Source organism: Nocardioides sp. BE266 (assembly GCF_031457855.1).
GTDB lineage: Bacteria > Actinomycetota > Actinomycetes > Propionibacteriales > Nocardioidaceae > Nocardioides.
This window is the reverse complement of the sequence record NZ_JAURTI010000010.1, coordinates 88050-114376: the sequence shown is the minus strand read 5'-3', so window position 1 is coordinate 114376 and position 26327 is coordinate 88050. Positions and strand designations below refer to the sequence as shown.

27 protein-coding genes and 1 other RNA gene are annotated in these 26327 nt (G+C 73.0%); 13 read left to right on the top strand and 15 right to left on the bottom strand.

Going from position 1 to position 26327, the window contains the following annotated elements:
• Window positions 1-300, bottom strand: coding sequence for a hypothetical protein (locus tag J2X46_RS22370; protein WP_310254522.1), 300 nt, complete (start codon window positions 298-300; stop codon window positions 1-3).
• A gap of 142 nt (window positions 301-442) precedes the next feature.
• On the opposite strand from J2X46_RS22370, the gene J2X46_RS22365 reads away from it, so the two are divergent.
• Both J2X46_RS22365 and J2X46_RS22360 read left to right on the top strand, forming a co-directional pair.
• Window positions 443-1180 (top strand): CDP-alcohol phosphatidyltransferase family protein, encoded by a 738-nt coding sequence (locus J2X46_RS22365; RefSeq protein ID WP_310254520.1) that lies wholly within the window; start codon window positions 443-445, stop codon window positions 1178-1180.
• A gap of 5 nt (window positions 1181-1185) precedes the next feature.
• Window positions 1186-1551 carry a hypothetical protein gene (locus tag J2X46_RS22360; RefSeq protein WP_310254518.1) on the top strand — a complete coding sequence of 122 codons (366 nt, stop codon included), beginning with the start codon at window positions 1186-1188 and terminating at the stop codon, window positions 1549-1551.
• Here the strand turns inward: J2X46_RS22360 and J2X46_RS22355 are convergent.
• From J2X46_RS22355 to J2X46_RS22345, 3 genes are read right to left on the bottom strand one after another with little or no spacing between them, the layout of a single operon-like run.
• Entirely contained in the window at window positions 1534-2238 is a 705-nt protein-coding gene (locus J2X46_RS22355; RefSeq protein WP_310254517.1) for a zf-HC2 domain-containing protein, read from the bottom strand. The genes J2X46_RS22360 and J2X46_RS22355 overlap by 18 nt on opposite strands.
• Complete coding sequence (locus tag J2X46_RS22350; protein WP_310254515.1) at window positions 2235-2753, bottom strand: sigma-70 family RNA polymerase sigma factor; 519 nt, start codon at window positions 2751-2753, stop codon at window positions 2235-2237. The genes J2X46_RS22355 and J2X46_RS22350 overlap by 4 nt, the downstream gene beginning before the upstream one ends.
• 51 nt (window positions 2754-2804) lie before the next feature.
• Window positions 2805-4424 carry a sulfatase-like hydrolase/transferase gene (locus J2X46_RS22345; protein WP_310254513.1) on the bottom strand — a complete coding sequence of 540 codons (1620 nt, stop codon included), beginning with the start codon at window positions 4422-4424 and terminating at the stop codon, window positions 2805-2807.
• A 143-nt stretch (window positions 4425-4567) separates the two neighbouring features.
• On the opposite strand from J2X46_RS22345, the gene J2X46_RS22340 reads away from it, so the two are divergent.
• The 6 genes from J2X46_RS22340 to ribA are packed head-to-tail and all read left to right on the top strand — an operon-like array spanning window position 4568 to window position 9322.
• Window positions 4568-5587, top strand: a complete 1020-nt coding sequence (locus J2X46_RS22340) for a zinc-binding alcohol dehydrogenase (RefSeq protein ID WP_310254512.1) — start codon at window positions 4568-4570, stop codon at window positions 5585-5587.
• Complete coding sequence (locus J2X46_RS22335; RefSeq protein WP_310254510.1) at window positions 5575-5970, top strand: 6-carboxytetrahydropterin synthase; 396 nt, start codon at window positions 5575-5577, stop codon at window positions 5968-5970. The genes J2X46_RS22340 and J2X46_RS22335 overlap by 13 nt, the downstream gene beginning before the upstream one ends.
• Window positions 5967-7025: a glycosyltransferase family 4 protein gene (locus J2X46_RS22330; protein ID WP_310254508.1), complete on the top strand. Its 1059-nt coding sequence runs from the start codon at window positions 5967-5969 to the stop codon at window positions 7023-7025. The genes J2X46_RS22335 and J2X46_RS22330 overlap by 4 nt, the downstream gene beginning before the upstream one ends.
• A complete protein-coding gene (locus J2X46_RS22325) occupies window positions 7022-7969 on the top strand; it encodes a lysylphosphatidylglycerol synthase transmembrane domain-containing protein (protein WP_310254506.1) in 948 nt (315 codons plus the stop codon). The genes J2X46_RS22330 and J2X46_RS22325 overlap by 4 nt, the downstream gene beginning before the upstream one ends.
• On the top strand, window positions 7962-8672 hold the full coding sequence (locus tag J2X46_RS22320; protein WP_310254504.1) for a RibD family protein: 711 nt from the start codon (window positions 7962-7964) through the stop codon (window positions 8670-8672). Before J2X46_RS22325 ends, J2X46_RS22320 begins: the two co-directional genes overlap by 8 nt.
• The gene (gene ribA / locus J2X46_RS22315; RefSeq protein WP_310254502.1) at window positions 8669-9322 is read left to right on the top strand and encodes a GTP cyclohydrolase II; all 654 of its coding nucleotides are present in this window, start codon (window positions 8669-8671) and stop codon (window positions 9320-9322) included. The genes J2X46_RS22320 and ribA overlap by 4 nt, the downstream gene beginning before the upstream one ends.
• Before the next feature lie 46 nt (window positions 9323-9368).
• Here ribA and J2X46_RS22310 read toward each other — a convergent pair whose 3' ends face one another.
• The 7 genes from J2X46_RS22310 to map form a co-directional block, all read right to left on the bottom strand.
• Window positions 9369-10253 carry a DUF559 domain-containing protein gene (locus J2X46_RS22310; protein WP_310254500.1) on the bottom strand — a complete coding sequence of 295 codons (885 nt, stop codon included), beginning with the start codon at window positions 10251-10253 and terminating at the stop codon, window positions 9369-9371.
• 148 nt (window positions 10254-10401) lie between these two features.
• Entirely contained in the window at window positions 10402-13401 is a 3000-nt protein-coding gene (locus J2X46_RS22305) for a hypothetical protein (protein ID WP_310254498.1), read from the bottom strand.
• A 66-nt stretch (window positions 13402-13467) separates the two neighbouring features.
• Window positions 13468-13827, bottom strand: an RNA gene (gene rnpB, locus J2X46_RS22300) — RNase P RNA component class A.
• A gap of 33 nt (window positions 13828-13860) precedes the next feature.
• Window positions 13861-14700, bottom strand: coding sequence for a transglutaminase family protein (locus J2X46_RS22295; protein WP_310254496.1), 840 nt, complete (start codon window positions 14698-14700; stop codon window positions 13861-13863).
• A complete protein-coding gene (locus tag J2X46_RS22290; RefSeq protein ID WP_310254494.1) occupies window positions 14700-15629 on the bottom strand; it encodes an alpha-E domain-containing protein in 930 nt (309 codons plus the stop codon). The genes J2X46_RS22295 and J2X46_RS22290 overlap by 1 nt, the downstream gene beginning before the upstream one ends.
• Window positions 15623-17221, bottom strand: a complete 1599-nt coding sequence (locus J2X46_RS22285) for a circularly permuted type 2 ATP-grasp protein (protein WP_310254492.1) — start codon at window positions 17219-17221, stop codon at window positions 15623-15625. The genes J2X46_RS22290 and J2X46_RS22285 overlap by 7 nt, the downstream gene beginning before the upstream one ends.
• A 67-nt stretch (window positions 17222-17288) precedes the next feature.
• Window positions 17289-18137 carry a type I methionyl aminopeptidase gene (gene map / locus J2X46_RS22280; RefSeq protein WP_310254489.1) on the bottom strand — a complete coding sequence of 283 codons (849 nt, stop codon included), beginning with the start codon at window positions 18135-18137 and terminating at the stop codon, window positions 17289-17291.
• Between the two features lie 23 nt (window positions 18138-18160).
• Between map and J2X46_RS22275 the strand changes: the two genes are divergently transcribed.
• Window positions 18161-18385, top strand: coding sequence for a hypothetical protein (locus J2X46_RS22275; RefSeq protein WP_310254487.1), 225 nt, complete (start codon window positions 18161-18163; stop codon window positions 18383-18385).
• Window positions 18386-18429: 44 nt separating this feature from the next.
• Window positions 18430-18663, top strand: coding sequence for a hypothetical protein (locus J2X46_RS22270; RefSeq protein WP_310254485.1), 234 nt, complete (start codon window positions 18430-18432; stop codon window positions 18661-18663).
• Here J2X46_RS22270 and panB read toward each other — a convergent pair whose 3' ends face one another.
• The 3 genes from panB to J2X46_RS22255 all read right to left on the bottom strand — a co-directional run bounded on the left by panB (window position 18664) and on the right by J2X46_RS22255 (window position 21699).
• A complete protein-coding gene (gene panB, locus J2X46_RS22265) occupies window positions 18664-19521 on the bottom strand; it encodes a 3-methyl-2-oxobutanoate hydroxymethyltransferase (RefSeq protein WP_310254484.1) in 858 nt (285 codons plus the stop codon).
• A 105-nt stretch (window positions 19522-19626) separates the two neighbouring features.
• Window positions 19627-20769, bottom strand: a complete 1143-nt coding sequence (locus J2X46_RS22260; protein WP_310254482.1) for a PQQ-dependent sugar dehydrogenase — start codon at window positions 20767-20769, stop codon at window positions 19627-19629.
• A gap of 42 nt (window positions 20770-20811) precedes the next feature.
• Window positions 20812-21699 carry a GNAT family N-acetyltransferase gene (locus J2X46_RS22255; RefSeq protein ID WP_310254481.1) on the bottom strand — a complete coding sequence of 296 codons (888 nt, stop codon included), beginning with the start codon at window positions 21697-21699 and terminating at the stop codon, window positions 20812-20814.
• Window positions 21700-21894: 195 nt separating this feature from the next.
• On the opposite strand from J2X46_RS22255, the gene J2X46_RS22250 reads away from it, so the two are divergent.
• The 3 genes from J2X46_RS22250 to J2X46_RS22240 all read left to right on the top strand — a co-directional run bounded on the left by J2X46_RS22250 (window position 21895) and on the right by J2X46_RS22240 (window position 24992).
• Window positions 21895-23937, top strand: coding sequence for an NAD(+) synthase (locus J2X46_RS22250; RefSeq protein WP_310254479.1), 2043 nt, complete (start codon window positions 21895-21897; stop codon window positions 23935-23937).
• Window positions 23938-24199: 262 nt separating this feature from the next.
• Entirely contained in the window at window positions 24200-24583 is a 384-nt protein-coding gene (locus J2X46_RS22245; protein WP_310254478.1) for a hypothetical protein, read from the top strand.
• Window positions 24584-24623: 40 nt separating this feature from the next.
• Window positions 24624-24992, top strand: a complete 369-nt coding sequence (locus tag J2X46_RS22240) for a hypothetical protein (RefSeq protein ID WP_310254476.1) — start codon at window positions 24624-24626, stop codon at window positions 24990-24992.
• A 33-nt stretch (window positions 24993-25025) separates the two neighbouring features.
• Here J2X46_RS22240 and J2X46_RS22235 read toward each other — a convergent pair whose 3' ends face one another.
• A complete protein-coding gene (locus tag J2X46_RS22235) occupies window positions 25026-26327 on the bottom strand; it encodes a HAMP domain-containing sensor histidine kinase (RefSeq protein WP_310254474.1) in 1302 nt (433 codons plus the stop codon).

Here is a 26327-nt window from a genome sequence, read left to right as displayed (position 1 = left end):
TCAGCCGCCGTTGCGCCGGCGCGCCCATGTGCGCGCGGACTCCATGAGCTCGGCCTGCCCGATCACGTCGTCCTGGGGGCGCAGGTAGGGACGCTCGGTCCGGGTGCCGTTGGTGCACAGCGCGTCGTTGTGCCAGTCGTCGTCCATCGTCGGCGACCAGGTGCAGGTCCAGCGGGCCTTGCCCCCGTTCTTGCCCGGCTTGCGGTCCGCACCCGCTGACGAGTCGGCCGCGCAGCCGGACAGCGCGACACCCAGTGCGAGCACGACGGAGGCCGTCAGCGCGAGCGGTCGTCCGGTCATGGGTCCCCCGATCCTGTGGTGACTTGGAGGCTAGATCCGCCGCCGACCCCGCCGCGGCGGTTCGCCGGAATCGGTCCCGGCAGGCAGCAACGTTGAACCGGGCGGGATTGGGCACCGTACGTGTGGGTGAGGGAGGTGCCCCGTGGTCGCTGTACGACGTGGGCTGGCCGCGTGCGTGGCCGGCCTGATGGTCCTCCTGGTGCTGCTCGGCGTCGGGCCGGTGGCGTGGATCGTCGGGCTCGGGTGCGCCCTGGTGCTGACGGTCGCGACCGAGCGGCGTGCCGTCGTCGATGGGATCGCAGCCTTCGGACCGGCCGACCTGGTGACGCTGACAAGGGCCACCCTCGCGTGCGCGGTGGCCGCGCTGGTCGCCCAGTCCTTCACCGGCGCCCACGTGGTCAGCGCCCTGGTGCCGCTGACGGTGGTGGCGCTCGTCCTCGACTTCGTCGACGGCCGGGTGGCGCGGCGCACGGGCACCGCCTCCGCCTTCGGCGGACGGATCGACGGGGAGGCCGACGCCTTCCTCATCCTCGTGCTGAGCGTCTTCGTCGCCCGCGACGCCGGCGTGTGGGTGCTGGCGATGGGCGTGGTGCGCTACGCGTACGCCGTCGCCACCTGGCTCCTGCCGTGGATGCAGCAGCAGCTGCCGCCGCGCTACTGGCGCAAGGTCGTCGCGGCCTACGTCGGCATCGCGCTGACGCTCGCCGCGTCCGGGCTCGCCCCGGCCGTGACGTCGTACGCCGTGCTGGCAGTGGCGTTCGTGCTCCTGGCCGAGTCGTTCGGCTGGGACGTCGTCTGGCTGTGGCGGCGACGTGCGGGACTGAACCGGACGGGCGCGCGCGACGTACGGAAGGGAAAGACCCTCCAGCGAAACAGGTGAGCGTGATGCGTGTCCTTGCAGCCCTCTCGGTCCTCGTCTCGGCGGCGGTGCACCTCTACCTCTGGCTGGACTTCGCGAAGGACGACGACTTCCTCGGTCCGTCGTTCATGCTCAACGCCGTCGCCGGTGCGGTGATCGCGGGGCTGCTGGTCGTGTGGCGGCACTGGCTGCCCGCGTTCCTGGCGCTGGGCTTCGGCCTCTCGACGCTGCTGGCCTTCGTGCTGGCGACGACGGTCGGGCTCTTCGGCACGACCGCCAACTGGACCGGGTGGGCCGTGTGGGTGGCCGCCGCTGCCGAGGTCGTCGCGATCATCGCGGGTGCCCGGCTGCTGGCCGTGGACAACCCGCTCGCCTCACGCGTCAAGTCGTAGCACGACCCGCCCGTCGGGCGTCCGCACCTCGACCGACGCGAGGTCGCTGCGGGTGACCGACGTGGCGGCCGGCACCGTCATCGTGGTGCCGCTAACCGACGTCCAGCTGCCCACCTGCTCGCTGTGGCCCTGGGCGTCGGTGACGTAGAGGAGGTAGTCGACCTGCTCGGGCAGGTCGACGCCGATCGCGTCCTTGTCGTAGGTGCAGGTCAGCATCATGCGGGTGCCCCACGTGACCTGCTCGAGGCCCAGCGTCGCCTCGATGGGTACGTCGCCCTGCGGCGACATGACACGCGTCTCGACGTCCGGCTCGGGAGTCACCGAGCTGTTCGGTCCGGAGACCGGGGGAGCGTCGTCGCGGTGGAGCGCCAGCGGCACGCCCAGCGCGACGACCGCGGCGGCAGCGGCAGCGAGGCCGGCGATCACGACGGTGCGGCGACGGCGCCGCAGGCCGACCGCCTGGGTCAGCGAGGGGAGCAGCGTGGCGGGGAGCGGCGGGTCGTCCGGCGGGTCCTCCAGCACGCTCGCGTCGACGAGGTCGAGCAGGCCGGGCATGCCGGCGAGCGCGCGGATCGAGCGGGAGCAGTCGTCGCAGGTCGCGAGGTGGCGCTCGAACTCCAGGCGCTCGGCCGGGCTCAGCGCCCCGAGGACGTAGGCCGCGTCGTCGTGGGCGTGGATGCAGCTCATGCGGACACCCCCATCTCCTCGAGGGCGAGCTTGAGCGCGCGGAGGGCGTAGTGAGTGCGGCTCTTGACCGTGCCGGGCGGCACCCCGAGCCGGCGGGCGACCTCGGCGACCGGGCGCCCGCGGTAGTAGCACTCGAGGAGCACGGTGCGGTGGTCCTCGGAGAGGTGGGTCAGCGCCTCGGCCACCACCCACGACAGCAGCAGCTGGTCGCTCTCGTCGTCCTCGACCGAGCGCCGCTGCTCGGGGACCTCGTCGACGGGCGTCTCGGGACGCGCCTTCCGGGCGCGCCAGTCGTCGATGACGATGTTGCGCGCGACGGTGAACAGCCACGACCGCACGGCCGCGGGCGGGCTCTCGAGGATCGTGCCGTGCCGCCAGGCGCGCAGCAGCGTCTCCTGGGTGACGTCCTCGGCACGGCCGCGGTCGTTGCCGACCAGGCGCAGGCAGAAGCGCCACAGCACGTCGGCGTGCTCGTCGTGCACCTGCTGCATCAGCGCGACCTCGTCCTTCGGCATGTCACCTCCCTCGACCCCTGAGAAGGGGAACGACGGGACCGCCCGTTCGGTTCACCCCGCGCTCGCCTGCGCGGTCCCAGTCTGTCCCGCGGGGCCGAAGGCGGCGAGGAGCTCGTCGCGGAAGGCGTCCATCCGCCACACCGGCGCGTCGTCGGAGGGCCGCAGGCCGGGGTCCCAGTCCCAGTCGTCGATCCGGTCCGCGACTGCGGGGTCGCCGGCGATGATCGTGACCGGCACGTCGTGGCCGGGGTCCTGCCCGGAGACGATGGTCGCGGGCTGGTGGTCCCCGAGCATGATGACCACGGTGTCGTCGTCGGCGTACGTCTCGAGGTAGGCGACCATCGAGCGCAGCGAGTACTCCACCGCACCGGCGTACGCCGCTCGCACGCGGCCCGCGTCGGGCCAGATATCCGCCTCGGAGGGCAGCGTCTCCGGCATCCCGGCGTAGACCGAGCCGTCACCGACGGTGTCCTGCGGGATCAGCCGGGGCGTGCGCGACCAGGGTGCATGGCTGCTGATCAGGTCGATCTCGGCCATCACCGGCTGCCGGTCGCGGGCGGCGAGCTCGAGGTGCTGTACGGCGTCGAGAGTGAACTGGTCGGGCATCGTGGGGTAGCCGAAGCGCGGGCCGCGGTAGCCGAGCGAGCGCGAGTCGTAGACCTGGTCGAAGTCGTAGAACTCGCCCTGCGGCCAGTCGCGGTTGTTGGCCGGCACGGCGGCCACGGTGCGCCAGCCGGCGCGGCCGAAGAGACTGGTGAGGGTCTCGCGGTCGGTGGTGACGAGGTGGTCGTAGCGCTGCTGGCTGTCGACCCACAACCCCGACTGCAGCGAGGAGTGGGCGAGCCAGCTCAGCGCACCGAACGTCGGCGACGTCAGCCAGCCGCTGCGGGCGGTGAGTCCCTTCTGCGAGAGCGACTCGGTGCCTTCGTCGAGCGCGGCGACGATTCCGGCGGAGAGCTCAGGGTCGTCGAGCGCGACGCGGCCGTAGCTCTCCACGAAGACGAGCAGCACGTCCTTGCCGCGCAGGCCGGTCAGCAGGTCGTCGGCGGCGAGGTCGTGGGCCGGGTCGGCCGCGGCGGCCGCGGCGAACTCCCGCTGGTCGCGCAGCTGGGACGGGACGCGCGCGACCTGGCCGTAGGCGTAGGCCGCGGCCGCCTCGGAGGCGACCGGCACGGTGCCGGCCCGGACGCCGAGCAGGCTGAGGACCAGCCAGACCGGGACGAGCACGGCGAGCACGCGTGCGGTCGTGGGCCGGTGCTCGCGTGCCACCCGGGTCACCCGCGCGACCGCCAGCGGGACGACCAGCAGCGTGGCCACCAGCGCGAGGCCGGCCGCCAGGAGGAGGACGACACCCAGGGCGCCGGGGGCGGAGCCGCGCACGGTCTCGACCAGGTCGGCGCCGTAGCGCCAGTCGATCATCGGGTCGAAGGGCCGGTTGAGGGCCTGGTAGAAGCCGAGGTCGAGCAGCTTGAAGACCGTCACCAGCGCCAGCAGCACACCCGCGCCGACGACCAGGAGGCGGCGTACACGCACCATCCGGTCGGGTAGGGCGAGCACCACGGCGACCAGCGCGAGCAGCTCGACGGGCAGCCGCAGGAACGCGGCCGGTGTCATCTCCTCGAGGTGGTTGGGCGCCAGGAGGGCGAGCACGACGAGGACGAGGGCGAGCACCGTCAGCACCCTCGACCGGAGACCACGGCTGCGGCGTTGAACCGTCGGCACATCCCCTCCGTTCACCCCGGGTACAAGTCAGCTCATGGGAGGGAACGGGGTCGCACCCCGTTCGGTTCACGGGATCGGGCAGAGGTGGACGGATGCAGGACGAAGCTCGGGGGGAGGCGCGGGCCTTCTGGCTGCGCGAGCCGGGAGTCGGTGAGATCCGCGATGTCGCGCTCCCCGAGCCGGGCCCCGGCGACGTCGTCGTACGGACACTGAGGTCGGCGGTGAGCCGCGGCACCGAGAGCCTGGTCTTCGGGGGCCGCGTGCCCACCAGCCAGTACGACGTCATGCGCGCGCCCTTCCAGGACGGCGACTTCCCCGGGCCGGTGAAGTACGGCTACCTCAACGTCGGTCTGGTCGAGGCGGGACCTGCCGACCTCGTCGGACGCACGGTCTTCTGCCTGCACCCGCACCAGACGACCTACGTCGTGCCGGCCGACGCGGTCACGGTCGTGCCCGACGGCGTGCCCGTGCGGCGCGCCGTGCTCGCCGGGATCGTGGAGACCGCGCTCAACGCCCTGTGGGACCAGCCGCCGCTCCTCGGCGACCGGATCGACGTGGTGGGCGCGGGTGTGCTCGGGTGCAGCGTCGCCCGGCTCGCGTCGCGGGTGCCGGGCACGACGGTGACGCTGGTCGACGTCGACCCGGCCCGCGCGGCGGTCGCCGAGGCACTCGGCGTGGGCTTCGCGACGCCGGGCGAGGCGAGCGGTGACTGCGACCTGGTGGTGCACACGAGCGCGACGTCGGCGGGCCTCCAGCGCTCGCTCGACCTGCTCGCGCCGGAGGGCACCGTGCTCGAGCTCAGCTGGTACGGCGACGAGCCGACGACGGTCTCGCTCGGTGGCAGCTTCCACTCCGGGCGGCTCAACCTCCGGGCCAGCCAGGTCGGGCGGGTCGCGCCCGCGCGCCGCGATCGTCGTACGACATCAGAGCGGCTGGCACTGGCGCTCGAGCTGCTGCGCGACGACGCCTTCGACTGCCTGCTGACGGGGGAGTCGGACTTCGAGGCGCTGCCCGAGGTGATGCCGCGGCTGGTCTCGCGTGAGCTGCCGGCGCTGTGCCACGCGGTGACCTACGGCGCGCCCTCGGACGAGGAGGTCCCGTGTTCGGCCTGACGGTCCGCGACCACATGATGGTGGCGCACAGCTTCCGCGGGGAGGTCTTCGGCCCGGCGCAGGCGTTGCACGGCGCGACGTTCGTGGTCGACGCGACCTTCCGCGGCGAGACGCTCGACGCCGACGGCATCCTCGTCGACATCGGCCGCGCGACCGAGGTGCTCAAGGCGGTCGTCGGCGAGCTGTCCTACCGCAACCTCGACGAGGTGCCGGCGTTCGCAGGCACCAACACCACGACCGAGGTGCTGGCCCGCCACGTCGCCGACCGGCTGGCCGACGAGGTCGCGTCGGGCGCGATGGGCTCGGCCGACCACCTCGCCGGGCTGGTCGTCACGCTCCACGAGTCGCACGTGGCGTGGGCGAGCTACGAGCGGGCGCTGTGACGGGCGGGGTGCTCCACGTCGTGGTCCCCGGCGGGATCGACGACCCGGCGCGCCCCAGCGGCGGCAACACCTACGACCGCCGGCTGTGCGCGGCGCTTCCCGAGCGCGGTACGACGGTCCGGCTGGTCGAGGTCGAGGGCGGCTGGCCGTGGTCGGCGGACCGCGGGGCGCCGGCCCTCGAGCGGGCGCTGGCCAGCCTGCCCGACGGCGCAACGGTGCTCGTCGACGGCCTGCTCGCCTCGCGCCTGCCGTCGGTGATGCTGCCGGCCAGCCGCCGGCTGCGCGTCGTGCTGCTCCTCCACCTCCCCGTCGGCGTCGACGACGTCCTCGCGCGGCTGCCCGAGCAGCAGGTCGTCATGGCCGCGGCCGGCGTGGTCACGCCGAGCGACTGGTGCCGCGACTGGCTTCTGTGGACCTACGACCTCGACCCGGAGCGCGTCGTCGTAGCCCGGCCCGGTGTCGACCGGGCTGCCGTGGCGTCGGGCTCGCGGAGTGGCGCGTCCCTGCTGACCGTCGGCGCCGTCAGCTCGATCAAGGGCCAGGACCACCTCCTGGCCGCCCTCGCCGACCTCCGCGACCTGCCCTGGACCTGGACCTGCGTCGGCTCGACCACGGTCGAGCCGGAGGCGACGCTTCGGCTGCGCGAGGCGGCGGCCGCCCTCGGGGTGGCCGACCGGATCCTGCTGGCCGGACCACTGGGCGGCGCGGACCTCGAGACGGCGTACGCCGCTGCCGACCTGCTGGTGCTGCCCAGCCGCACCGAGGCGTACGGCATGGTGCTGACCGAGGCGATCGCCCACGGCCTGCCCGTCGTGGTGACCGACGTCGGTGGCGTGCGCGAGGCGCTGGGCGAGTCGGCGACCGGTGCCGTGCCCGGCCTCGTCGTACGACCCGGGGATCCCGCCGACCTCGCCGCCGCGCTGCGTGGCTGGCTGGCGGACGCCGACCTCCGTGACCGGCTCCGGACCGCCGCGCTCGAGCGGCGCTCGCTGCTGGAGGGCTGGTCGGTCACGGCGGGCCGGGTCTCGGACGCCCTGGCGGAGGTGGCGGCATGAGGGACGCCCTGACGTCCGGTTGGCGCTGGCTCGCAGGCGCGCTGATCCTCGCGCTGGTCGTCCGCGAGGTCGGCAGCGACTCGGTCCTCGACGGCCTGCGCGCCCTCGACGTACGGATCCTGCTCCTCGGTGCCGGCCTGACCGTGGTGACGACCGTCGCCTCCGCGTGGCGCTGGACGCTTGTCGCCCGAGAGCTGGATGTCGCGATCACGCTGCCGCGGGCGGTCGCGGCCTGCTACCGCGCCCAGCTCCTCAACACCGTCCTGCCCGGCGGCGTGCTCGGCGACGTGCACCGAGGGGTCGTGCACGGCCGCTCGACCGGGGCGACCGGCCGCGCGCTGCGGGCGGTGGCGTGGGAGCGGTTCGCCGGGCAGGTCGTGCAGGCGGTGCTGGCCGTGGTGGTGCTGGCCATGCTCCCGTCGCCGGTGCGCCCGGCCCTTCCGTGGCTGGTCGCGGGCGTGGCGCTCGCGGTGACTGTCGCCGTGGTGCTGGTGAGACGGACGCTCGACCGCGACGCCTGGTGGAGCCGCGCGGCCCGCGTGGTGCGCGACGACGTACGCCTCGCCCTCCTCGTACGACGCTCGTGGCCGGGCGTCGTGGTGGCATCGGTCGTCGCCACCGCGGGCTACGTCACGACCCTGGTCCTGGCCGCCCGCGCCGTCGGCGTCGACGCCTCCGTCGCGACGCTGCTGCCGCTCGCGCTCGTCGTGCTGGTCGCCGCCGGGCTGCCGCTCAACCTCGCCGGCTGGGGGCCGCGCGAGGGCATGGCCGCGTGGGCCTTCGGCACTGCCGGCCTCGGCGCGTCGGCCGGGATGGCCACCGCGGTCGCCTACGGCGCGGTCGTGCTCGTCGCCAGCCTGCCCGGCCTGGTCGTCCTCGCGATCTCCGTCCCTGACCCCGAGCCCGCACCCGCCCCCGCAGCAGGAGAACCCGCCCATGCCTGACCGGCCGTACACGATCCTCAGCTGCAGCATCTCGCTCGACGGCTACCTCGGCGGTGCCACCGAGGAGCGGCTGGTGCTCTCCAACGACGCCGACCTCGACCGGGTGGACCGGGTGCGCGCCGACTGCGACGCGATCCTCGTCGGCGCCGGGACGGTGCGCGACGACAACCCGCGACTGCTGGTCCGCGACGCTGCCCTGCGCGAGCGACGGCGCGCCCGGGGGCTGCCGGACTCGCCGGCCAAGGTGACCATGACGCGGCAGGCCCGGCTCGACGCGGCAAGCAACTTCTTCGCCACCGGTGACAGCGAGAAGCTCGTCTACTGCACCAGCCAGTCTGTCGTCACCGCGCGGCGCCGCCTGGCCGGCGTGGCGACGGTCGTCGACGGTGGCGCGGACGTCCGGGTCGGACGGCTCACCGAGGACCTCTGGGACCGCGGGGTGCGCCGGCTGATGGTCGAGGGCGGCGCGCGGGTGCACACGCAGTTCCTCACCAGCGGGGTCGCCGACGAGCTCCACCTCGTCGTCGCCCCGTTCTTCGTGGGCTCCTCGGCCGCCCGTCGCTTCGTCGGCGACGGCGCCTTCCCGTGGAACCCAGGCCACCGCGCGACGCTCGCCGAGACCCGCCAGATCGGTGACGTTGTGCTCCTGCGCTACGCGCTGTCCTCCCGGTTCGAGGACCGCACCGACGAGGAGTCGGCATGAGCGTCGAGCGCATCCCCGACCGCCTCGCCCCTGCGTCGGTACGACGCGACGTCCAGCTGCCGCTGCGGCTGGCCGACGGGTCGTCGGTGCCCGCCCGGATGATCACCTTCCGCGGCCTGGTCGACGGGCGCGAGCACGTCGCCATCGGGCTGGGCACGCATGCGCCCGGCGACGCCCGCGCGTCCGGCGTACCCCTCGTGCGGCTGCACAGCGAGTGCCTGACCGGTGACGTCCTCGGCAGCGCCCGCTGCGACTGCGGTCCGCAGCTCCAGGAGGCCGTCGCGCGGATCTCGGCGAGCGGGGGATACCTGCTCTACCTGCGCCAGGAGGGCCGCGACATCGGGCTCTACAACAAGATCGACGCCTACGCGCTCCAGGACGAGGGCCTCGACACCTACGAGGCCAACCTCGCGCTCGGCTTCGCCGAGGACGAGCGCGACTACACCCCGGCCGTCCAGATGCTCCAGGCCCTCGGCGTCGACCGCCTCGACCTGCTCTCGAACAACCCCGACAAGGCCGCCCAGCTCGAGGACGCCGGCCTCCGGGTCGAGCGCCGCGTCCACACCGGCCTCCACCTCAGCCCGGTCAACGCCGCCTACCTCACCGCCAAGGCCCTCGGCGGCCACGTCCTCCACCTGCCGGGGCTTTGAGCTCGCCGGCGCGTCGGACGACCAGAACTCGTTGAGCGCCCGGACTTCAAGCGGGGCGGGCGAGGTTGCCGGCGACTTGTGGTCGTCCGACACTCCGCATGAGCTCGGTGAGCACCCATCTGACGTACCCCTGCTCGTGCATGACCTGCTCCCAGGTGAACCGCAGCACGAGCCATCCCCGGAGCGTGAGGAGGTTGTAGCGGGCACAGTCGCGACGGTGCGCCTTGCGGGACGCGTGGAAGGTCCAGGAGTCGGCCTCGATCACGACCCCGAGGACACGGCAGACCAGGTCTGGGCGGACCTCCCCGGTGCCGAGGTCGAGGGTCTCCTGCGGCTCGACCTCGAGCCCGGCCTCGACGCAGAGCGCCCGGAGCACCGACTCGAACGGGTTGGCAGCGCGACCGTCGGCGTGCCTCAGCACACGTCGTACGGCAGCCGCGCCCGCACCTCGTACGTCGATGGCCGCGAGCTCGTCGGGCATCACGTCGCCGTGGCGCAGCGCCGAGTCGGCGATCGCCAGCGCCTGGGTGAACGGCAGGACGCGTGCGCAGTCGAGCACGGTGCGCAGGTGAGTGGTCACGCCGTCGTGGACCTGGTCGTCGGCGAGATTGGTCCAGTGGACCGAGACGTCCGTCCGCTGGTCCACGGACAACTTCCGCCCTCGACGGACCATCAGCTCCGGCGCGTCGGGCTGCACCGCGAGCTCCCACCCATGGTGGGCGGCCGCGCTGCGGAGGCCGACGACGGCGGCGAGGCGTGCTGCCGCCTGCACCGCCTCACTGGCGGCGGGAAGGCAGTAGCGGCCACGCGTCGGCGTGAGGATCCGCCCTCGAGCCACCGCTCGGCGCAGACGCCGGCGGGTGGTCAGTCGCAGCAGGGTCGCGGCGTCGGAGGTGCCTCCCAACCGCTCGAGCGCTGCCACCGGATCCATCGACCCAGACTCCCGCGTGGAGCTCCTCAGCCGCTCCGGTCATCCACAGGCGCGTCGGACGACCAGAAGTGGGCCCGGCGACGTGGACGCACGCTCAGTGCGTCGTACGACAGCGACTTCTGGTCGTCCGACGCGCCGGGCTCCCGGGTCAGGACCCCGAGAGCCAGGCCGGCACCTGGTCCGCGGGCACCTCGTGGGCCCAGCGGCGCAGGACCGCGATGAGTGCATCGAGGCCGACGGGTCGCTCGCGGCGGGCGAGGCCGGCCTCGACGATCGCGACGGCCACCGGCCAGAGACCTCGCATCGAGCCACGGAGCAGGGCGCGCTCCCAGCTGAGCACGTCCCGGAGGACGTGCGGCTGCGCGCCGTCCCACAGCATCGTGGCCGCGGCCACGGCGGTCGAAGGGTCGAGCCGGCCTTGGTTCTGGAGGTGCGTGAGCTGGGTGTAGGACCAGTCGGTCATGTTCATCGTGTGCGTGCCCAGCCACCCCAGGATGCCGTCCCACACCGTGACGTCGAGGTCACCACCCACGTCCGCGACGTTGACCGGGTGATGGGGGTTGATCGACGCCAGCTCCGGACGACCGGGCAGCAGCCAGACGTCGTCGCCGCGGAAGTGGCTCGGACCGTCCAGCACGGTGCCGCCCACCAGTGCCTCGCACGACCGCCACGGCACGGGCGCCAGGGCGTCGAACGACCAGTACCCCGGGTGGGGGCGCTCCTTTGCCACCAGCCGCAGGCCACCCTCGCCGAGCCAGCGGCGTACGACCTCGTCGGCCACGACGCTGCGGTCGCCCCGGGGCGTGGTGAGCGCAGGGTCCGTCGTCGGCCCCGGCGCCACCCGCCCCGCGTCCTGCGGGGTCGTGGGACGGAGCCGGCCCAGGGCGAGGCGGAGGTCGATCGGCCCCACGAGCGAGGCGCGCTGGAGGCGGTCGAGCAGGGTCGTGAGCCCCAGGCTGCCGTCGGAGACGTCCGGGGTGCTGAGCAGCAGGCCGCCGTGCTCCCGCACGAGCACCGCCTCGCAGGCGTGCAGGAACTGGATGCGCTGACGCGGCGAGGAGTGCCACCAGTCCGGCATCACGGGCGGGTCCATCGACACCCCGTCGATCACGGTCCAGCGGTACTCCTGGTGGGACGCCTCACGTGCGCCGAGCTCCTCGCGCCACGTCTCCCGCACCTCCGAGACGGGCACCGCGGTCGTGGCGATCCGCCAGTACGTCTCGGTCGTCAGCAGGCCGGCCGCCCAGAGCTGCAGCGCCTGGGGGACGGGCCCGCTGTGGCGGTACGGGGTGGCGAGCTCGCGCCGGACCATCTCGGCGCCGTGCTCCGCGATCAGGCCGAGGGTGTCGTCGAACGCGATGCTCTCGAGGGTGGTCCGACCCACGGTGCTGATCTCCCCGAACCCTCCGTCCAACCGGCGGGCGAGGGTCTTCAGGTCTCGCGTGGGGGAGTAGGCCAGCCGCCAGGGCAGCGGCTCGGTGACCTCGCGCCACAGCCCGAGGTGCACGGGCTCGGGCGCCGGCCGGTCGCTGGGGGAGCCGAGCACCTCGGCCAGGTGCCGCGCTTCCAGCGCTGCCTTGGACGAGCCGCGCATCAGCGCCAGCAGCTGGCGCGGCAGGAGCGAGGGCTCGGGCACCTCGACGGCGTACGTCGCCAGCACCCGCAGCAGCTTGTCGAGCCCCGCCGCCGGGCGGGGCGGACCCGCGCACAGGTCGGCGACGCGCAGGGCGACGGTCCACGTCCGGCGCATCGCGCCCCCGACGAAGAGCGCCTCGAAGAGGTCCGCGGCGCGGGTGGCGCTGAGCATGTCCTCCGCGGCGAGCTCGTACGCCCGGGCGAGCAGGTCGAGCTCGGTCATCCGCCCCCGGCCGAGGAGGTCGAGCAGCCGGTCGTGGAAGTCGCCGTCGGGCTTCTCCGCACCCGAGCGGAGGGCCCGCCAGCTGAACTCGCGCATGTGGTGGGTGCTGGCCTCCTCGTCCATCAGCGCCGGCTCGAGGTCCCAGAGCCCGAGGGCCGTGACCTCCACGGGCTCGGCCTGCTGCGGCGCGGCGCCGAGCCGGAGCCGCGCCTTCTCGTACGCCGCCCGCATCCCTTGGTCGGTCTCCTGGTCTGCCAGCTGGTCGATCGCCGCGACCAGCGCCGCGGTGTCCAGGCGCTGGCCGAGGTGGCGCGGCGCGAGCGCCTTCGCCAGGGTCTGGCGCAGTCCCTTCTCGGGACGGCCGGCGACGACGCGGACGAGGTCCTCGAGGTCGTCGGGCGTGACGACGAGCTCGATCGCCAGGGGCAGCAGCACCTTGGCCACCGACCGGTCCGCGGCCGACAGCGCGCCGAGCAGGAAGGGGATCCCGCCGGTGACCTCACCGGCCGTCAGGCCGAGTCGCTCCAGCGTGCCGACGAGCACCCGCTGGCTCCCGACCCGGTGACCCGCCGTGAGCTGCTGCAGCGCCTCGGCCACGACCCGGTCGCGGTCGAGCCAGCCCTCGTCCACCAGGGTCGCGATCGTCGCGGGCAGGCCCGGGTGCCGGTAGGCCTGGCCCGATGCGAGGTGGGCGGTCACCACCTCGGGCAGGAGCGGGTGCACCCGCACCAGGCTCGTCAGGCTCGTCTCCGGGTCAGAGCCGAAGACCGCCGTGAACGCCGAGGAGTGGAAGAGGGCGCCCGTGGGGACCGGGAGGTCGTGTGCCGCCACGAAGTGCGCGACGAACCGAGCGACGACCCAGGCGCCCTGCGCGCCCGGCGAGAGCGTGTCCGCCGCCACGCAGAAGGCCCGCGCCCACTCGTCGCCGCGTCGCTCGAGCCGGCCGCGGAGGTAGGCGAGGTAGGGATCGATCCTGCCGGCCAGCCTGAACCGCGAGATGGACTTCACGGCCGCAGCCGGAGCCTCGAAGTGGCCGATCAGGAGCACGTGCCCGACGTCCATCACGTCCGCCCGGCGGTACATCTCGTCCTGCTCCAGCCCGCTGTCGTAGATCGAGCGACGATGCGCGTTCCACGTGTCGGCCCGGCGAGCGCGGGTGGCCCATGCCCGCGCGACCTTCGACGCGGCCGCGTCGAGCCCGTCGACGTACGACGCCAGCGCCTCGAGGTCCCCGCCTAGGAGGAGCTCGCGCATCCGTTCCTCGACCTGCTCACGCGCATCCCCCGACACGACCGGAAGGGTAGGCGGTGCCAGCCGCCCCGCGCAGGGCTTCGCGGCAACGCCCGGACGTGCGGGGGAGTGGGCCGGCCTGTAGGCCGGGTTCTGTCCCGCTGACGCGGGGGCGACCATCCATCTGCGACGACCGTTGCCGGCCGCCTGGTGCGATCTACCCGGATGCTCGGGCGGGCCGCCCTCGGACGCATCCTGTCTGATCTTGCCCCGGGTGGGGTTTGCCTAGCTACGCCGGTCGCCCGGCGTACTGGTGGTCTCTTGCACCACCGTTTCACCCTTACCGGTCCGAAGACCGGCGGTCTGTTCTCTGTGGCACTGATCCCGCGGGTTTCCCCGGGTGGCTGTTGGCCACCACCCTGCCCTGTGGAGCCCGGACCTTCCTCGACCCCACTTGCGTGGAGCCGCGGCCGCCCGGCCGACCCACTCGCCGAGGATCCTAGTGCTGCCGGGCCGTCTTCACGCGATCCGCGTGACGTCGACCCGCACGAACATCGACGACGTCGCGGCACCGGAGTAGATCCCGTGCAGGGGTCGTACGTCGAGGTAGTCGCGGCCCGTCGCGATCACCACCCAGCGGTCGCCGGGCTCCAGGTCGTTCGTCGGGTCGAAGCCGTGCCAGCCGTCGTCCCACCACTCCACCCACGCGTGCGACTCGCCCTGGACCGTCTCGCCGATGCGGGCGTCGGCCTGCGGGTGGAGGTAGCCGGAGACGTAGCGCGCGGGGATGCCGAGCGTGCGCAGGCAGCCGAGCACGAGGTGGGCCATGTCCTGGCAGACGCCGGCCCGCTGGGACCACGCGTCGACGGCCGGTGTGGCGGCGTCGGTGGCGCCGGGCACGTAGTTGACCTCGGCGTGGACCAGCGAGCAGACCTCGCGCGCGGCCTCGCCCGGTGTGCCCGCAGCCTCGGCGATCTGTCGTACGCGCGTGACGAGGTCCTCGGGCGGCGCGACGAGGGGTGGGAGGGCGAGGTACTCGGTCCACCGGTCGGCGACCTCCGGCGTCGCCAGGTCCTCCCACCCGAGTGCGGGCAGCGAGGCGGGCGGCCGGTCGGTGTGCACCGTCGAGACGGCGGTGACGGTCATCGACTCGTGCGGGTCGAGCACCTCGAAAGCCGTCACGTCGTTGCCGAAGTAGTCGCGGTAGTCGTAGGTCCACGGCGTCGGCGAGACCTGCAGCCGGGTGTGCACGACGATCTGGCCGGGGCTGGTCTGGGGCGTCATCCGTGCCTGGTTGTACGACGCCAGCGCCAGGCCGTCGTACTCGAAGCCGGTCGTGTGGACGATCCGCAGCTGCATCAGATCCGCCCTCCCATCCAGTGGGTGCCCTCGGAGCCGGCGAAGTAGCGGTGGGTGATCGCCTCCGTGGCGCGGGAGCAGGTGAGCTGGAGCCGCTCCATCTCGGCGGGGAGGTCGGCGATCACGTCGGCGAGCGGGCGGTACTCCAGCTCGGCGCGGGTGCGGCCGATGAGCCGGTGGGCGTCGTTCTGGAAGCCGGCGCGCTGGCCCGACTCGAGGTTGTCGAGGCACTGCTCGGCACGCGACAGCGCGAAGACCACCGACCGCGGGAAGAGCCGGTCGAGCAGCAGGAACTCCGCGGCGCCGCGCTCGGTCTCGAGGCCCTTGTAGGTGCGCAGGAACGCCTCGTGGCCGCCACAAGCGCGCAGCGTGCTGGACCACGGCGAGCCCACGCCGCCGGCCAGCGCGGCGGTCGCGACGAGGCGCGACGTCATGTCGGCGCGCTCGATCGTGCGGCCGAGGATGAGGAACTGCCAGCCCTCGTCGCGGGTCATCGACGCGTCGGCCGCGCCGTTGATCAGCGCCGCGCGGTCGCGGACCCAGCGGAAGCCGTTGCCCTGGCCCATCCGGCGGAACTGGCCGGTGGTGACGTGGCGGTGGGTCGTGTTGAGCGCCTCCCACATGGTCACCGACAGCGTCTCCCGCGCGCGGCGGGCGCTCTCCCGGGCGGCCGCCAGGACGGCGGCGATCGAGGCCGGCGCCGTGGCGTCGTACGCCAGCAGGCCGAGGACCACGTCGAGGTCGACGTGGCTGTCCGGCGGGGCCTCGACACCCATGACCGAGAGCAGGTTGCGGCAGGTCGTCTCCTCGTCGCCGGTCGAGTCCTCGATCAGCAGCTGGGTCTGCACGTCGAGGATCCGGGCGGTGTCCTCGGCACGCTCGACGTAGCGGCCGATCCAGAACATCGACTCCGCGATCCGGCTCAGCATCCGGCACCGTCGAGGTCGACGCGGCCCTGGTGCTGTTGCTGCTGTTGTTGTTGCTGCTGGTCCTCGACCTGGGCGGCGATCTCGTCCATGGCGGGGCCGAAGCTCGGCGGCCGGCCGACGGGCACGAGCGGCGGCGGCTCCTCGCGGTGCACCGGCTGGTTGGAGGAGCCGGCGAGCACCCACGTGTCCTTGGACCCGCCGCCGCGCGACGAGTTCACGATCAGCTGGCCCTCCTCGAGCGCCACGCGGGTCAGACCGCCCGGCAGCACCCACACCCGGCTGCCGTCGTTGACGGCGAAGGGCCGCAGGTCGACGTGGCGTGCGGCCATCGTGCCGTCGACGTAGGTCGGGACCGTGGAGAGCTGCACCACCGGCTGGGCGATCCAGGCACGCGGGTCCTGGCCGACCTTGGTGCGCAGCTCGTCGAGCTCGGCGCGGTCGGCCTGCGGACCGATCACGATGCCCTTGCCGCCGGAGCCGTCGACCGGCTTGACCACCAGCTCGTCGAGCCGGTCCATCACCTCCTCGCGGGCCTCGGCGTCGCCGAGGCGCCAGGTGTCGACGTTGCGGAGGATCGGCTCCTCGGAGAGGTAGTAGCGGATCAGGTCGGGGACGTAGGTGTAGACGAGCTTGTCGTCGGCGACGCCGTTGCCGACGGCGTTGGCCAGCGTCACCTGCCCGCTGCGAGCCGCGTCGATCAGGCCGGGGCAGCCCAGCAGCGAGTCGCCCTTGAAGTGCACCGGGTCGAGGAACTCGTCGTCGACGCGGCGGTAGATCACGTGCACCGGCTCGAGGCCGTGCGTGGTCCGCATCATCACGCGACCGCGACGACACTGGAGGTCACGGCCCTCGACGAGCTCGACCCCCATCGTGCGGGCCAGCAGGGCGTGCTCGAAGTAGGCGCCGTTGTAGACGCCCGGCGTGAGCACGACGACCGTCGGGTCGGTGACACCGGCAGGCGCCGCGGCCCGCAGCGCGGCGAGCAGCCGCTGCGGATAGCTCGCGACCGGGCGGATCCGGTGGTGGGCGAACGCCTCGGGCAGCGCCGCCGCGATCGAGCGCCGGTTGGTCATCACGTAGGACACCCCCGACGGCACCCGCACGTTGTCCTCGAGAACCCGGAAGTTGCCCTCGTCGTCGCGGATCAGGTCGATGCCCGACACGTGCACGCGTACGCCGTTGGGCGGGCGCACCCCAGCGGCCTCCCGGTGGTAGTGCGAGGAGGTCGCCACCACCCGGCGGGGGATCACGCCGTCCTCGAACACCTGCCCGGCGTCGTACACGTCGGCGAGGAACGCCTCGAGCGCGCGCACCCGCTGCTGGACCCCGGCGTCGACCTCCTGCCAGGTCTCCATCTCGATCACGCGCGGCACGATGTCGAGCGGGAAGGCCCGCTCCTCACCGCCAATGTCGAAGGTGACGCCCTGGTCGAGGTACGCCGTCTGCAGCGCCTCGACGCGCGCCGCGACGTCGTCCGGGTCGAGGTCGCCGAAGGAGCGGCTCAGGGTGAGGTAGGGCTCGCGGGCGCTGTCGGCGTCGAACATCTCGTCGTAGGCGCGACCGGTGGAGTAGTCGTCGAACAGGCGCGGCATGTCCGGACCCTAGACGGGAAACGTGTCGCGTGTGTTGCGCCTGGGCCGGAAGTGTTTCGTGCGTGTGTCAGGGGTGCGTGAGCACCTCGGCGCCGGTCTCGGTGACCAGCAGGGTGTGCTCGAACTGCGCGGAGCGGCGGCGGTCCTTGGTGACCACGGTCCAGCCGTCGTCCCACATGTCGTAGTCGGGGGTGCCGAGGTTGAGCATCGGCTCGATGGTGAAGGTCATCCCGACGCGGATCTCGTCGTCGAAGCGCTCGTCGTCGTAGTGGGGGATGATCAGCCCCGAGTGGAACGCGGTGCCGATGCCGTGGCCGGTGAAGTCGCGGACCACTCCGTAGCCGAAGCGCTTGGCGTAGGACTCGATCACCCGGCCGATGATGCTGACCCGGCGACCGGGCTTGACCGCCTTGATGGCGCGGTCGAGGGCCTCGCGGGTGCGCTCGACGAGCAGCCGCGACTCCTCGTCGACGTCGCCGGCGAGGAAGGTCGCGTTGGTGTCGCCGTGCACGCCGCCGATGAAGGCGGTGATGTCGATGTTGACGATGTCGCCGTCCTCGACGACGCGGGCGTCGGGGATGCCGTGGCAGATGACCTCGTTGACGCTCGAGCACAGCGACTTGGGGAAGCCGCGGTAGCCGAGGGTGGACGGGTAGGCGCCGTGGTCGCAGAGGAACTCGTGGCCGATCCGGTCGAGCTCGTCGGTGGTGACGCCCGGCACGACGTGCTGCCCGACCAGCTCGCGCGCCTGCGCGGCCAGGCGGCCGGCGACCCGCATCCGCGCGATCGTCTCGGCGTCCTTGGCCTCCTCGCCGGTGAAGCGCTGCGGCGCCGGCTGGCCGACGTACTCGGGACGGGCGATGTGGGAGGGGACCGCGCGACGGGCGGACACCTCTGCGGGGGATACGACAGGCACGAGCGTGAGTGTAGTTTCGAGGGGTGAGCGACAACGAGTTCTGGTTCTGCCTGAAGCACCACACGGTCGAGGGCCACGACGGTTGCAGGAACGCCGACCGCCTCGGTCCCTACGCCACCTCCGAGGAGGCCTCCCGCGCGCTGGAGAAGGTCCAGGAGCGCAACGAGGACTGGGACAACGACCCGAAGTGGAACGACGACGGCCCGGGCTCGGGCAACGGCCTCACCGACGGGACGCCGGACAGCTGAGCGAGCCGCGCCTGACGCGCGAGCCCCTCTCGCCCTGGCCCTTCGTGGGGCTGGTCGGGCTGGCGTGCGTCGCGTTCCTGATCGGCGCGACCCCGGTCGCCGTCGGCGCCCCGTGGTGGGCGATCGCGGCGCTCGCCCTCGTCTGGCTGGGCGCGCTCCTGCTGGCGGTCGCGTGGTTCACCACCCGGCCGAGAGCGGTCGTGGTGCTCCCGGCCGTGGTGGCGGTCGTGTGGCTCGCCGCCGTCATCGGCGGCGCGACGGTGCTCGGCTGGAGCTGATCAGAAGGTGTGCTCGGCGCCGGGGAAGGTGCCGCCGCGGACGTCGTCGGCGTACGCCTTCGCCGCGTCGAGCAGCACGGAGTGCACGTCGGCGTACTGCTTGACGAAGCGCGCCATCCGGCCGGTGCGCAGCCCGAAGGCGTCCTGCCAGACCAGCACCTGGCCGTCGCAGCCCGCGCCGGCGCCGATGCCGATCGTCGGGATGGTCAGCTCCTTGCTGATCCGCTCGGCGACGTCGCCGGGCACCATCTCCATGACGACCGCGAACGCGCCCGCCTCCTGCACCGCACGGGCGTCGGAGATGACCCGGTCGCTCGCGTCGCCGCGTCCCTGCACGCGGTAGCCGCCGAGCGTGTGCTCGCTCTGCGGGGTGAAGCCGATGTGCGCCATCACCGGGATGCCGCCCCGGGTGCACTTCTCGATGACCGGTGCCATCTCGGCGCCGCCCTCGAGCTTCACGCAGTGGGCGCCGGCCTCCTTCATGAAGCGCACGGCCGTCAGGTAGCCCTGCTCGGGGGAGGCCTGGTAGCTGCCGAAGGGCAGGTCGCCGACCACCATCGCGCGCTTGGTCGACCTCGCGACCGCCCGGGTGAGGGGGAGCAGCTCGTCCACGGTCACGGGCAGCGAGGTCTCGTTGCCGAAGACGTTGTTGGAGGCGGAGTCGCCCACGAGCAGCAGGTCGATGCCGGCCTCGTCGAAGGTCGCCGCGGTGTACATGTCGTACGCCGTCAGCATGGTGATCTTCTCGCCGCGCTCCTTCATCTCCCGGAGGTGATGGGTGCGCACGCGCTTGGCCGGGGCCGCCGCGGGGGCACCCTGGCCGGAGCCGTAGGGGGCGGTCTCTTCGGGTGCAGGCATGGGTCGCTCCTCGTCATCTCGCAGCTCCCTGGTGGAGTCCACGGACCACTTCTCAGGCTAGTGCGGACCCGTCGGTAGCGACCCTGTGGCGCTGGTCACGCGTCGTCAGCGCGGGGACACCCGCAGCACCCGGTCGTTGCCGTTGTCGGTGGTGATGAGCAGGTCGCCGTTGCGCGCCGCGGTGATCGAGCGCAGCCGCCCGAAGGCCTGCAGCGCCGGCGGCTGGACCACCGACTGGAGCGTGCCGCTGGAGTCGAAGCGCATGAACAGCACCTCGCCGGCCTTGAGCGCCGCCACGGCGAGGGTGCCGTCGAGGTCGCCCCACTTCGCGCCGCTGACCCAGGCGGCGCCCGAGGTCGCGAGCGTCGGGTCGCCGGAGGACCACTTCGCCTCCTGCTGCTCACCGGGCAGCGACTGGTCGGTCATCGGCACCGACTCGTTGTAGCCGGGCACGGGGTTCCAGCCGTAGTCGCCGTTCCTGACGAGCAGGTTGACCTCGTCGTCGCGGTAGCTGCCGTGCTCGACCGACCACAGGGAGCCGTCCGCGCGCTGGGCGAGGCCCTGGACGTTGCGGTGGCCCCAGGTCCACACGAAGCGCCGGGCAGTGGTGGCGCCGGCGTACGGGTTGTCGGACATCGGCGCGCCGGTGTTGCGGTGCACCCGCAGCACCTTGCCGCCGAGCGAGTCGAGGTTGCGCGGGTTCGTGCCGGTCGCCGCGTCGCCGGTGCCGACGAGCAGGGCGTCGCTGCCGCGCTCGAGCAGCAGCCGGCAGCCGCCGTGCCGACCGCTGGTCGACGGCAGGCCGGAGATGATCGTGCGGCGGTGGGCGACCTTGCGCCACTTCTTGTCCACGCGCCAGCGCGACACCATCACCTCGGGTCCGCTGCCGGTCATGTGCCCGTGGCACGCCCACAGGAAGCGCTTGTCGGCGTCGACGGCCATCGACATCAGGCCGGTCTCGCCGGAGACCCACACCAGCTTGGAGAGCTTGGCGAGGGTGTGCCGCTTCCCCTTGCGTACGACGCTGATGCGGGCGCGGTTGCGCTCGGTGACGAGCAGCCGGCCGCCGGGCGCCTGCTGGACGTCCCACGTGGTCTCGAGCCCGCGCGCGACCGTGCGGATCCTCAGGTCGGGCACCGCCGCCCGTGCACCTGTGCCCGGTGGCGCGGACGCCTCGGCGGGAACCAACGCGAGCGCGGTGAGGACGGCGGTGGACAGGGCGAGGGTGGTGCGGAGAAGTGGGCGCACCTCCGCGACGCTAGTGGCGCAGCGGGCGGGGGTAAAGGGTGCTCAGGGCTGGTCGAGCGGCCGTGCCAGCTGGATCCCCACGCGGGTGGTGGCGTAGCCGAGGCGGGTGTTGAGCGCCCGCATGGCCGCGTTGCCGTCCTGGGTCCAGGTGTAGACCTCGGTCAGCCCGTGGTCGGAGGCCCACGCGAGGGTGCGCAGCTTCAGGTGGACTGCGAGGCCGCGGCCGCGCCAGTCGCTGCGCACGGCTGTGAGCAGGTGCTCGGCGCGCGTCGGGTTGTCCGGGTCGAGCCCCAGGCCCGCGCAGCCGACGACCTCGCCCTCGGCCAGGCCGAGGAACATCGGGTCGCCCAGCCACTCGCGTACCCAGTTCTCCGGCGTCACCTGGAGCGGGGTGTCGACCGAGAAGCCGGCGATCGCCTCGAGCCCGAAGCGCTCGTACGACGCCTCCCACAGGCCCGGGCGCTCCTGGGCCGTGACGACCTCGATCCCCACGGGGGTCTCGCCGACGTCGACCGGACCGTCGAGGTGGAAGGTCTGCTCGACCTCCCGGTTGACCTCGGTGAAGCCGAAGCGGTGGCCGAAGGCGAGCGACCCCTCGTCGTCGGCGCCTGCCCTCAGGGTCGGGACGCCCAGGGTGCGGACGTGCTCGATGAGGTGGTTCAGGAGCGCGGTGCCGGTGCCACGACGGCGGTGATCGAGCAGGACGCGCGGGATGACCGACCCGCCGCCGGCGCTGTCGGACCGGTCGGACAGGCCGTGCCCGACGACCACGCCGTCCTCGCGGGCCAGCACCATCAGCCGGTCGGGCGAGTCGCCCTCGCGCAGCTCGGCCACCGAGACGGTGCGCTCGTAGGGGAGGATCGCGATTCGCACCTGGCGCCAGGCCTCGTAGTCCTCGTCGGTGACGCAGCGGGTGATCTCGAGCGACATGCCTGCACCCTCGCGCCGTCACGCCGGGGTAGTCCAGTGAGTTTCGGCTGCCGGGGTAATCCAGTGGGTTTCGGTCGTCCTGCGGTCCCCGGGACGACCATTCGCCACTGGACTACCGGGGAGCGGCAGCCATTCGTCACTGGACTACCCCGACGGTTGGGCCGCGGGCCGGCTCGCCTTCCCTAGAGTGAGGGCGTGGACTTCTACTCCGCCTACGCGCAGGGCTTCGCCCGCATCGCGGCCGTCACCCTGCCGGTGCACCTCGCCGATCCCGCCGCCAACGCGGCCGCCGTCATCGAGCAGGCGCAGGCCTGCCACGACGACCACGTCGCGGTCGCGGTGTTCCCCGAGCTCTGCCTGACCGGCTACTCCGTCGACGACCTCTTCCTCCAGGACACCCTGCTGGCGACCGTCGAGGAGGCGATCGCCGAGATCGTCGCCGCGAGCGCGGACCTGATGACCGCACTGGTGATCGGCGCGCCGCTGGCGCAGGGCAACCGAGTCTACAACTGCGCGGTCGTGGTGCACCGCGGGGCGATCCTCGGCGTCGCGCCGAAGTCGTACCTGCCGAACTACCGCGAGTTCTACGAGCGCCGCTGGTTCGCCCCGGGCGATGACCGGGAGCTCGAGTGGATCTCCGTCGCCGGCCAGGACGTGCGCTTCGGGCCCGACCTGATCTTCCGCTGCCTCGACGTCCCCGGCCTCGACCTGCACGTCGAGGTCTGCGAGGACATGTGGGTGCCGGTGCCGCCGAGCGCCGAGGCCGCGCTGGCGGGGGCGACCGTGCTCGCCAACCTCAGCGGCTCACCGATCACCGTCGCGAGGGCCGAGGACCGTCGGCTGCTGGTCCGCAGTGCCAGCGCGCGGTGCGCGGCGGCGTACGTCTATGCGGCGGCGGGGCAGGGCGAGTCGACCACCGACCTCAGCTGGGACGGGCAGACGCTCGTCTACGAGTGCGGCGACCTGCTCGACGAGGGCGAGCGGTTCCCCGACGGCCCGCGGGTCACCATCGCTGACGTCGACCTCGACCGGCTGCGCCAGGAGCGGATCCGGCAGGGCTCCTTCGACGACAACCGGCGTACGCACCACGAGCGGGTGCACCGCTTCCGCACGGTCGAGTGGGAGCTCGACCCGCCCGCCGGCGACATCGGCCTGCGGCGCAAGGTCGACCGCTACCCGTTCGTGCCCGACGACCCGGCGCGCCTCGAGCTCGACTGCTACGAGGCCTACAACATCCAGGTCTCCGGCCTCGAGCAGCGACTGTCCTCGATCGGCACGCCCAAGGCCGTGATCGGCGTCAGCGGCGGCCTGGACTCCACCCACGCGCTGATCGTCGCGTGCAAGGCGATGGACCGGCTCGGGCGCCCGCGCAGCGACGTACTGGCCTTCACGATGCCCGGCTTCGCGACCGGCGCGACCAGCAAGTCGTACGCCACCCGGCTCTCCGAGGCGCTCGGCGTCACCTTCGCCGAGCTCGACATCCGGCCCGCGGCCGAGCAGATGCTCGAGGACATGGACCACCCCTACTCCCGGGGCGAGAAGGTCTACGACGTCACCTTCGAGAACGTGCAGGCCGGCCTGCGCTACGACTACCTCTTCCGGCTGGCCAACCAGCGCGGCGGCATCGTCGTCGGCACCGGCGACCTGTCCGAGCTCGCGCTCGGCTGGTGCACGTACGGCGTCGGCGACCAGATGTCGCACTACACGGTCAACGCCTGCGTGCCGAAGACCCTCGTGCAGCACCTGATCCGCTGGGTGATCAGCCACGGCGAGTTCAGCGACGAGGTCGGCGAGGTGCTCGGCGAGATCCTCCAGCAGGAGATCACCCCCGAGCTGATCCCGACCGAGGAGGGCAAGAAGCCGCAGGCCACCGAGGACTCCGTCGGCCCCTACAACCTCCAGGACTTCACCCTCGCCCACGTCGTGCGGCACGGCTTCCGCCCACGCAAGATCGCCTTCCTCGCCTGGCACGCGTGGAAGGACGTCGAGGCAGGGGAGTGGCCGCCCGGGTTCCCGTCCGACGCGCGGGTCGCCTACTCGCTGGAGGACATCCGCTCCTGGCTCGAGGTCTTCGTGAAGCGCTTCTTCGCCAACCAGTTCAAGCGCTCCGCCCTGCCCAACGGCCCCAAGGTCAGCGCCAGCGGGACGATGAGCCCCCGCGGCGACTGGCGGATGCCGAGCGACGCCAAGGGCACCGCCTGGCTCGCCGAGATCGAGCGGGACGTGCCTTCCGCCTGAGGTCCCGCCGGGCGGTGCGTGAAGAGGATTCCTGGCCGCTGGAATCCCCCTCACTCACCGCTCGCCGGCGTGTCGTCGTACGCCGTGCCCGTGAGCGGTGCGTGAAGAGGATTTCCGACCGTAGGAATCCCCCTCACTCACCGCCCGAGCTGGACGCCGGGCGGCCTTAGCGCGCTCTTAGCCACGGGCTGGAGCGCGGTTAGCCGCGGTCCGGCGAGCCTCCTTCCATGACGCCAGCCCGGCGTCCGGACGAGGAGGAACAGTGCGCAAGAAGCTAGTCATCGGCGGCGTGGTCGCGGCCGCGGTCGTGGTCGGTGCCGGCACCGCGTGGGGGATCGACCGGCAGGTCGAGGCCCAGACCACCGAGCGCGGCACGTGCGGCGGCGCCACCTGGGAGCTCAGCGTCGAGGGGGAGGACGGCGGCACCGAGGTGAGTGCCGAGATCCAGTCCTCCGGCCCCGGCGAGACGTGGGAGGTCGCGCTCGTGCGCGGCGACACGTCCCTGCTCGAGGGCACCCGCACCACCGACGAGGACGGCGAGATCGACGTCGATGCGTTCAGCTCGGGCAACCCCGGCGACGCGACCTACACCGCCACCTTCACCCCCGCCGACGGCGAGCCCTGCACGGCCTCGCTCGGCTCCTGACCGACCCACCACCACATCACCAGACACGAGGAGACACCCCATGAAGAAGATCCTGATCGCCGGAGTCGCCACTGCTGCCGTCGGCTCGACCGCACTCGTCGCTGCTCCTGCCCACGCCGACGTCGAGCGCCGCGGCACCTGTGCCGGCGCGACCTTCGAGCTCTCGGTGGACCGCGAGCGGGGCGGGTACGACGTCGACGCCGACCTCGAGAACGCCAAGGCCTACAGCACCTGGCAGGTCGCGATCCGCCACAACGGCAAGGTCGCGGTCTCCCGGACCCTCAAGGCCGACGACGAGGGCGAGCTCGACCTCGACACCTCGACCCGCAACACGCGCGGCAAGGACACCTACCAGCTCACCGTGAAGCCGGCCGGCGGCAGCGCCTGCTCGACGAAGGTCACCGTCTGAGGGACACCCCTCTCGACCAGCCAGGAGCCCGGGTCAGGCCGTCCGCAACGTGACGGCGACCCGGGCTCCACCCATGTCCGAAGCACCTGTCGTGAGCGCGCCGCCCGAGTCCTCGGCCGTGCGGCTGGCGATGGCCAGGCCGAGGCCGGTCGAGCCGGCACCGCTGGCGCCCCGCCCGGTCGGGTCCAGGCCGCTCGGCAGGCCGGGGCCCGCGTCCTCGACGACCAGCTCCACCCGGTCGTCGTACGACGTCAGGGTGACGCGCACCGCGTCGTCGTCGGCGGTGTGGGTGAACACGTTGTCGAGCAGCACGTCGACCAGCGCCTCGAGGTCCGCGCGGCTGGTGCGCAGCAGCGGCCCGGACGAGGCGAGGTCGAGCTCGAACGGCCGGCCGAGGTCCTCGGCGAGGGGTGCCCAGTGGCGTACCCGCTCCGCCAGCACCGGTACGACGTCGGTGCGGGGGTCGAGCCCCTCCCGCTCGGAGCGCCGGGCCTCGCGCACGATCTCGTCGACGGTCGCCTGGAGCGCGTCGAGGTCGCCGCCGAGGCGCTCGCGCAGCTCGGGGTCGGCCACCGCCTCGACGCGCAGCCGCAGGGCGGTCACGGGCGTGCGGAGCCGGTGGGAGAGATCCGCGACGGACTCGCGCTCGCGGGAGAGCAGCAGCTGGATCCGCCCGACCAGCCGGTCGATCGCGGCACCGAGCTCCTGCACCTCGGCCGGTCCCTCGACGGCGGCCAGCGGAGCGGGCTCGCCGGGACGGCCGAGGGTCTGGGTGTGCTCGGCGAGCCGCCGGATCGGCTGGACGAAGGACCGGCCGAGCCGGTCCACCACGACGAGCGACCCGACGAGCAGCGCCAGGCCGAGCAGCGCCAGCAGCGCCCACGCCAGGCCGACGACCGAGTCGAACCCGGGCTCGTCGACCACGACGCGGATGACCGGGGTCTGCGAGGGGAGCGCGGAGTTCCCGCCGCGCGAGACCGGCACCAGGATCTGCGAGCCGCCGGACACGTCGTCGACGCGCGCGCGGCCGGTGTTGCGGGCGTCGAGCACCTTCGCGTCCTCGCCCGGGTCGGGCCCGACGCCCGTGCCGTCCGGGTAGAGCACGGTGACGCGGGCGCTGGGCTCGTCGTCGTTGAGCCGGTCGACGTAGACCGCGACCGAGCCCTTGTCGTCATGCCGCGAGACGACGGTCTCCACGGCCTGGACCTCCAGCGCGGCGCGCGCCAGGCGGTCCTCGAGCGCATAGCTGCGCACCAGGATCGCCATCGGCACGAGCATCGCGAGCAGCACCATCGAGACGGCCGCCGCGGCCGTGAGCAGCAGGCTGCGCCGCAC

Coding starts and splice junctions, on each gene's coding strand:
- J2X46_RS22255 (WP_310254481.1), bottom strand. CDS start 21,699: ATGTCGCTCGAGATCACCCGCTGCGTCACCGACGAGGACTACGAGGCC.
- panB (WP_310254484.1), bottom strand. CDS start 19,521: ATGCCTGCACCCGAAGAGACCGCCCCCTACGGCTCCGGCCAGGGTGCC.
- J2X46_RS22320 (WP_310254504.1), top strand. CDS start 7,962: ATGCCTGACCGGCCGTACACGATCCTCAGCTGCAGCATCTCGCTCGAC.
- J2X46_RS22350 (WP_310254515.1), bottom strand. CDS start 2,753: ATGCCGAAGGACGAGGTCGCGCTGATGCAGCAGGTGCACGACGAGCAC.
- J2X46_RS22295 (WP_310254496.1), bottom strand. CDS start 14,700: ATGCAGCTGCGGATCGTCCACACGACCGGCTTCGAGTACGACGGCCTG.
- J2X46_RS22285 (WP_310254492.1), bottom strand. CDS start 17,221: ATGCCGCGCCTGTTCGACGACTACTCCACCGGTCGCGCCTACGACGAG.
- J2X46_RS22240 (WP_310254476.1), top strand. CDS start 24,624: ATGAAGAAGATCCTGATCGCCGGAGTCGCCACTGCTGCCGTCGGCTCG.
- J2X46_RS22355 (WP_310254517.1), bottom strand. CDS start 2,238: ATGAGCTGCATCCACGCCCACGACGACGCGGCCTACGTCCTCGGGGCG.
- J2X46_RS22290 (WP_310254494.1), bottom strand. CDS start 15,629: ATGCTGAGCCGGATCGCGGAGTCGATGTTCTGGATCGGCCGCTACGTC.
- J2X46_RS22360 (WP_310254518.1), top strand. CDS start 1,186: ATGCGTGTCCTTGCAGCCCTCTCGGTCCTCGTCTCGGCGGCGGTGCAC.
- ribA (WP_310254502.1), top strand. CDS start 8,669: ATGAGCGTCGAGCGCATCCCCGACCGCCTCGCCCCTGCGTCGGTACGA.
- J2X46_RS22340 (WP_310254512.1), top strand. CDS start 4,568: ATGCAGGACGAAGCTCGGGGGGAGGCGCGGGCCTTCTGGCTGCGCGAG.
- J2X46_RS22325 (WP_310254506.1), top strand. CDS start 7,022: ATGAGGGACGCCCTGACGTCCGGTTGGCGCTGGCTCGCAGGCGCGCTG.
- J2X46_RS22370 (WP_310254522.1), bottom strand. CDS start 300: ATGACCGGACGACCGCTCGCGCTGACGGCCTCCGTCGTGCTCGCACTG.
- J2X46_RS22310 (WP_310254500.1), bottom strand. CDS start 10,253: ATGGATCCGGTGGCAGCGCTCGAGCGGTTGGGAGGCACCTCCGACGCC.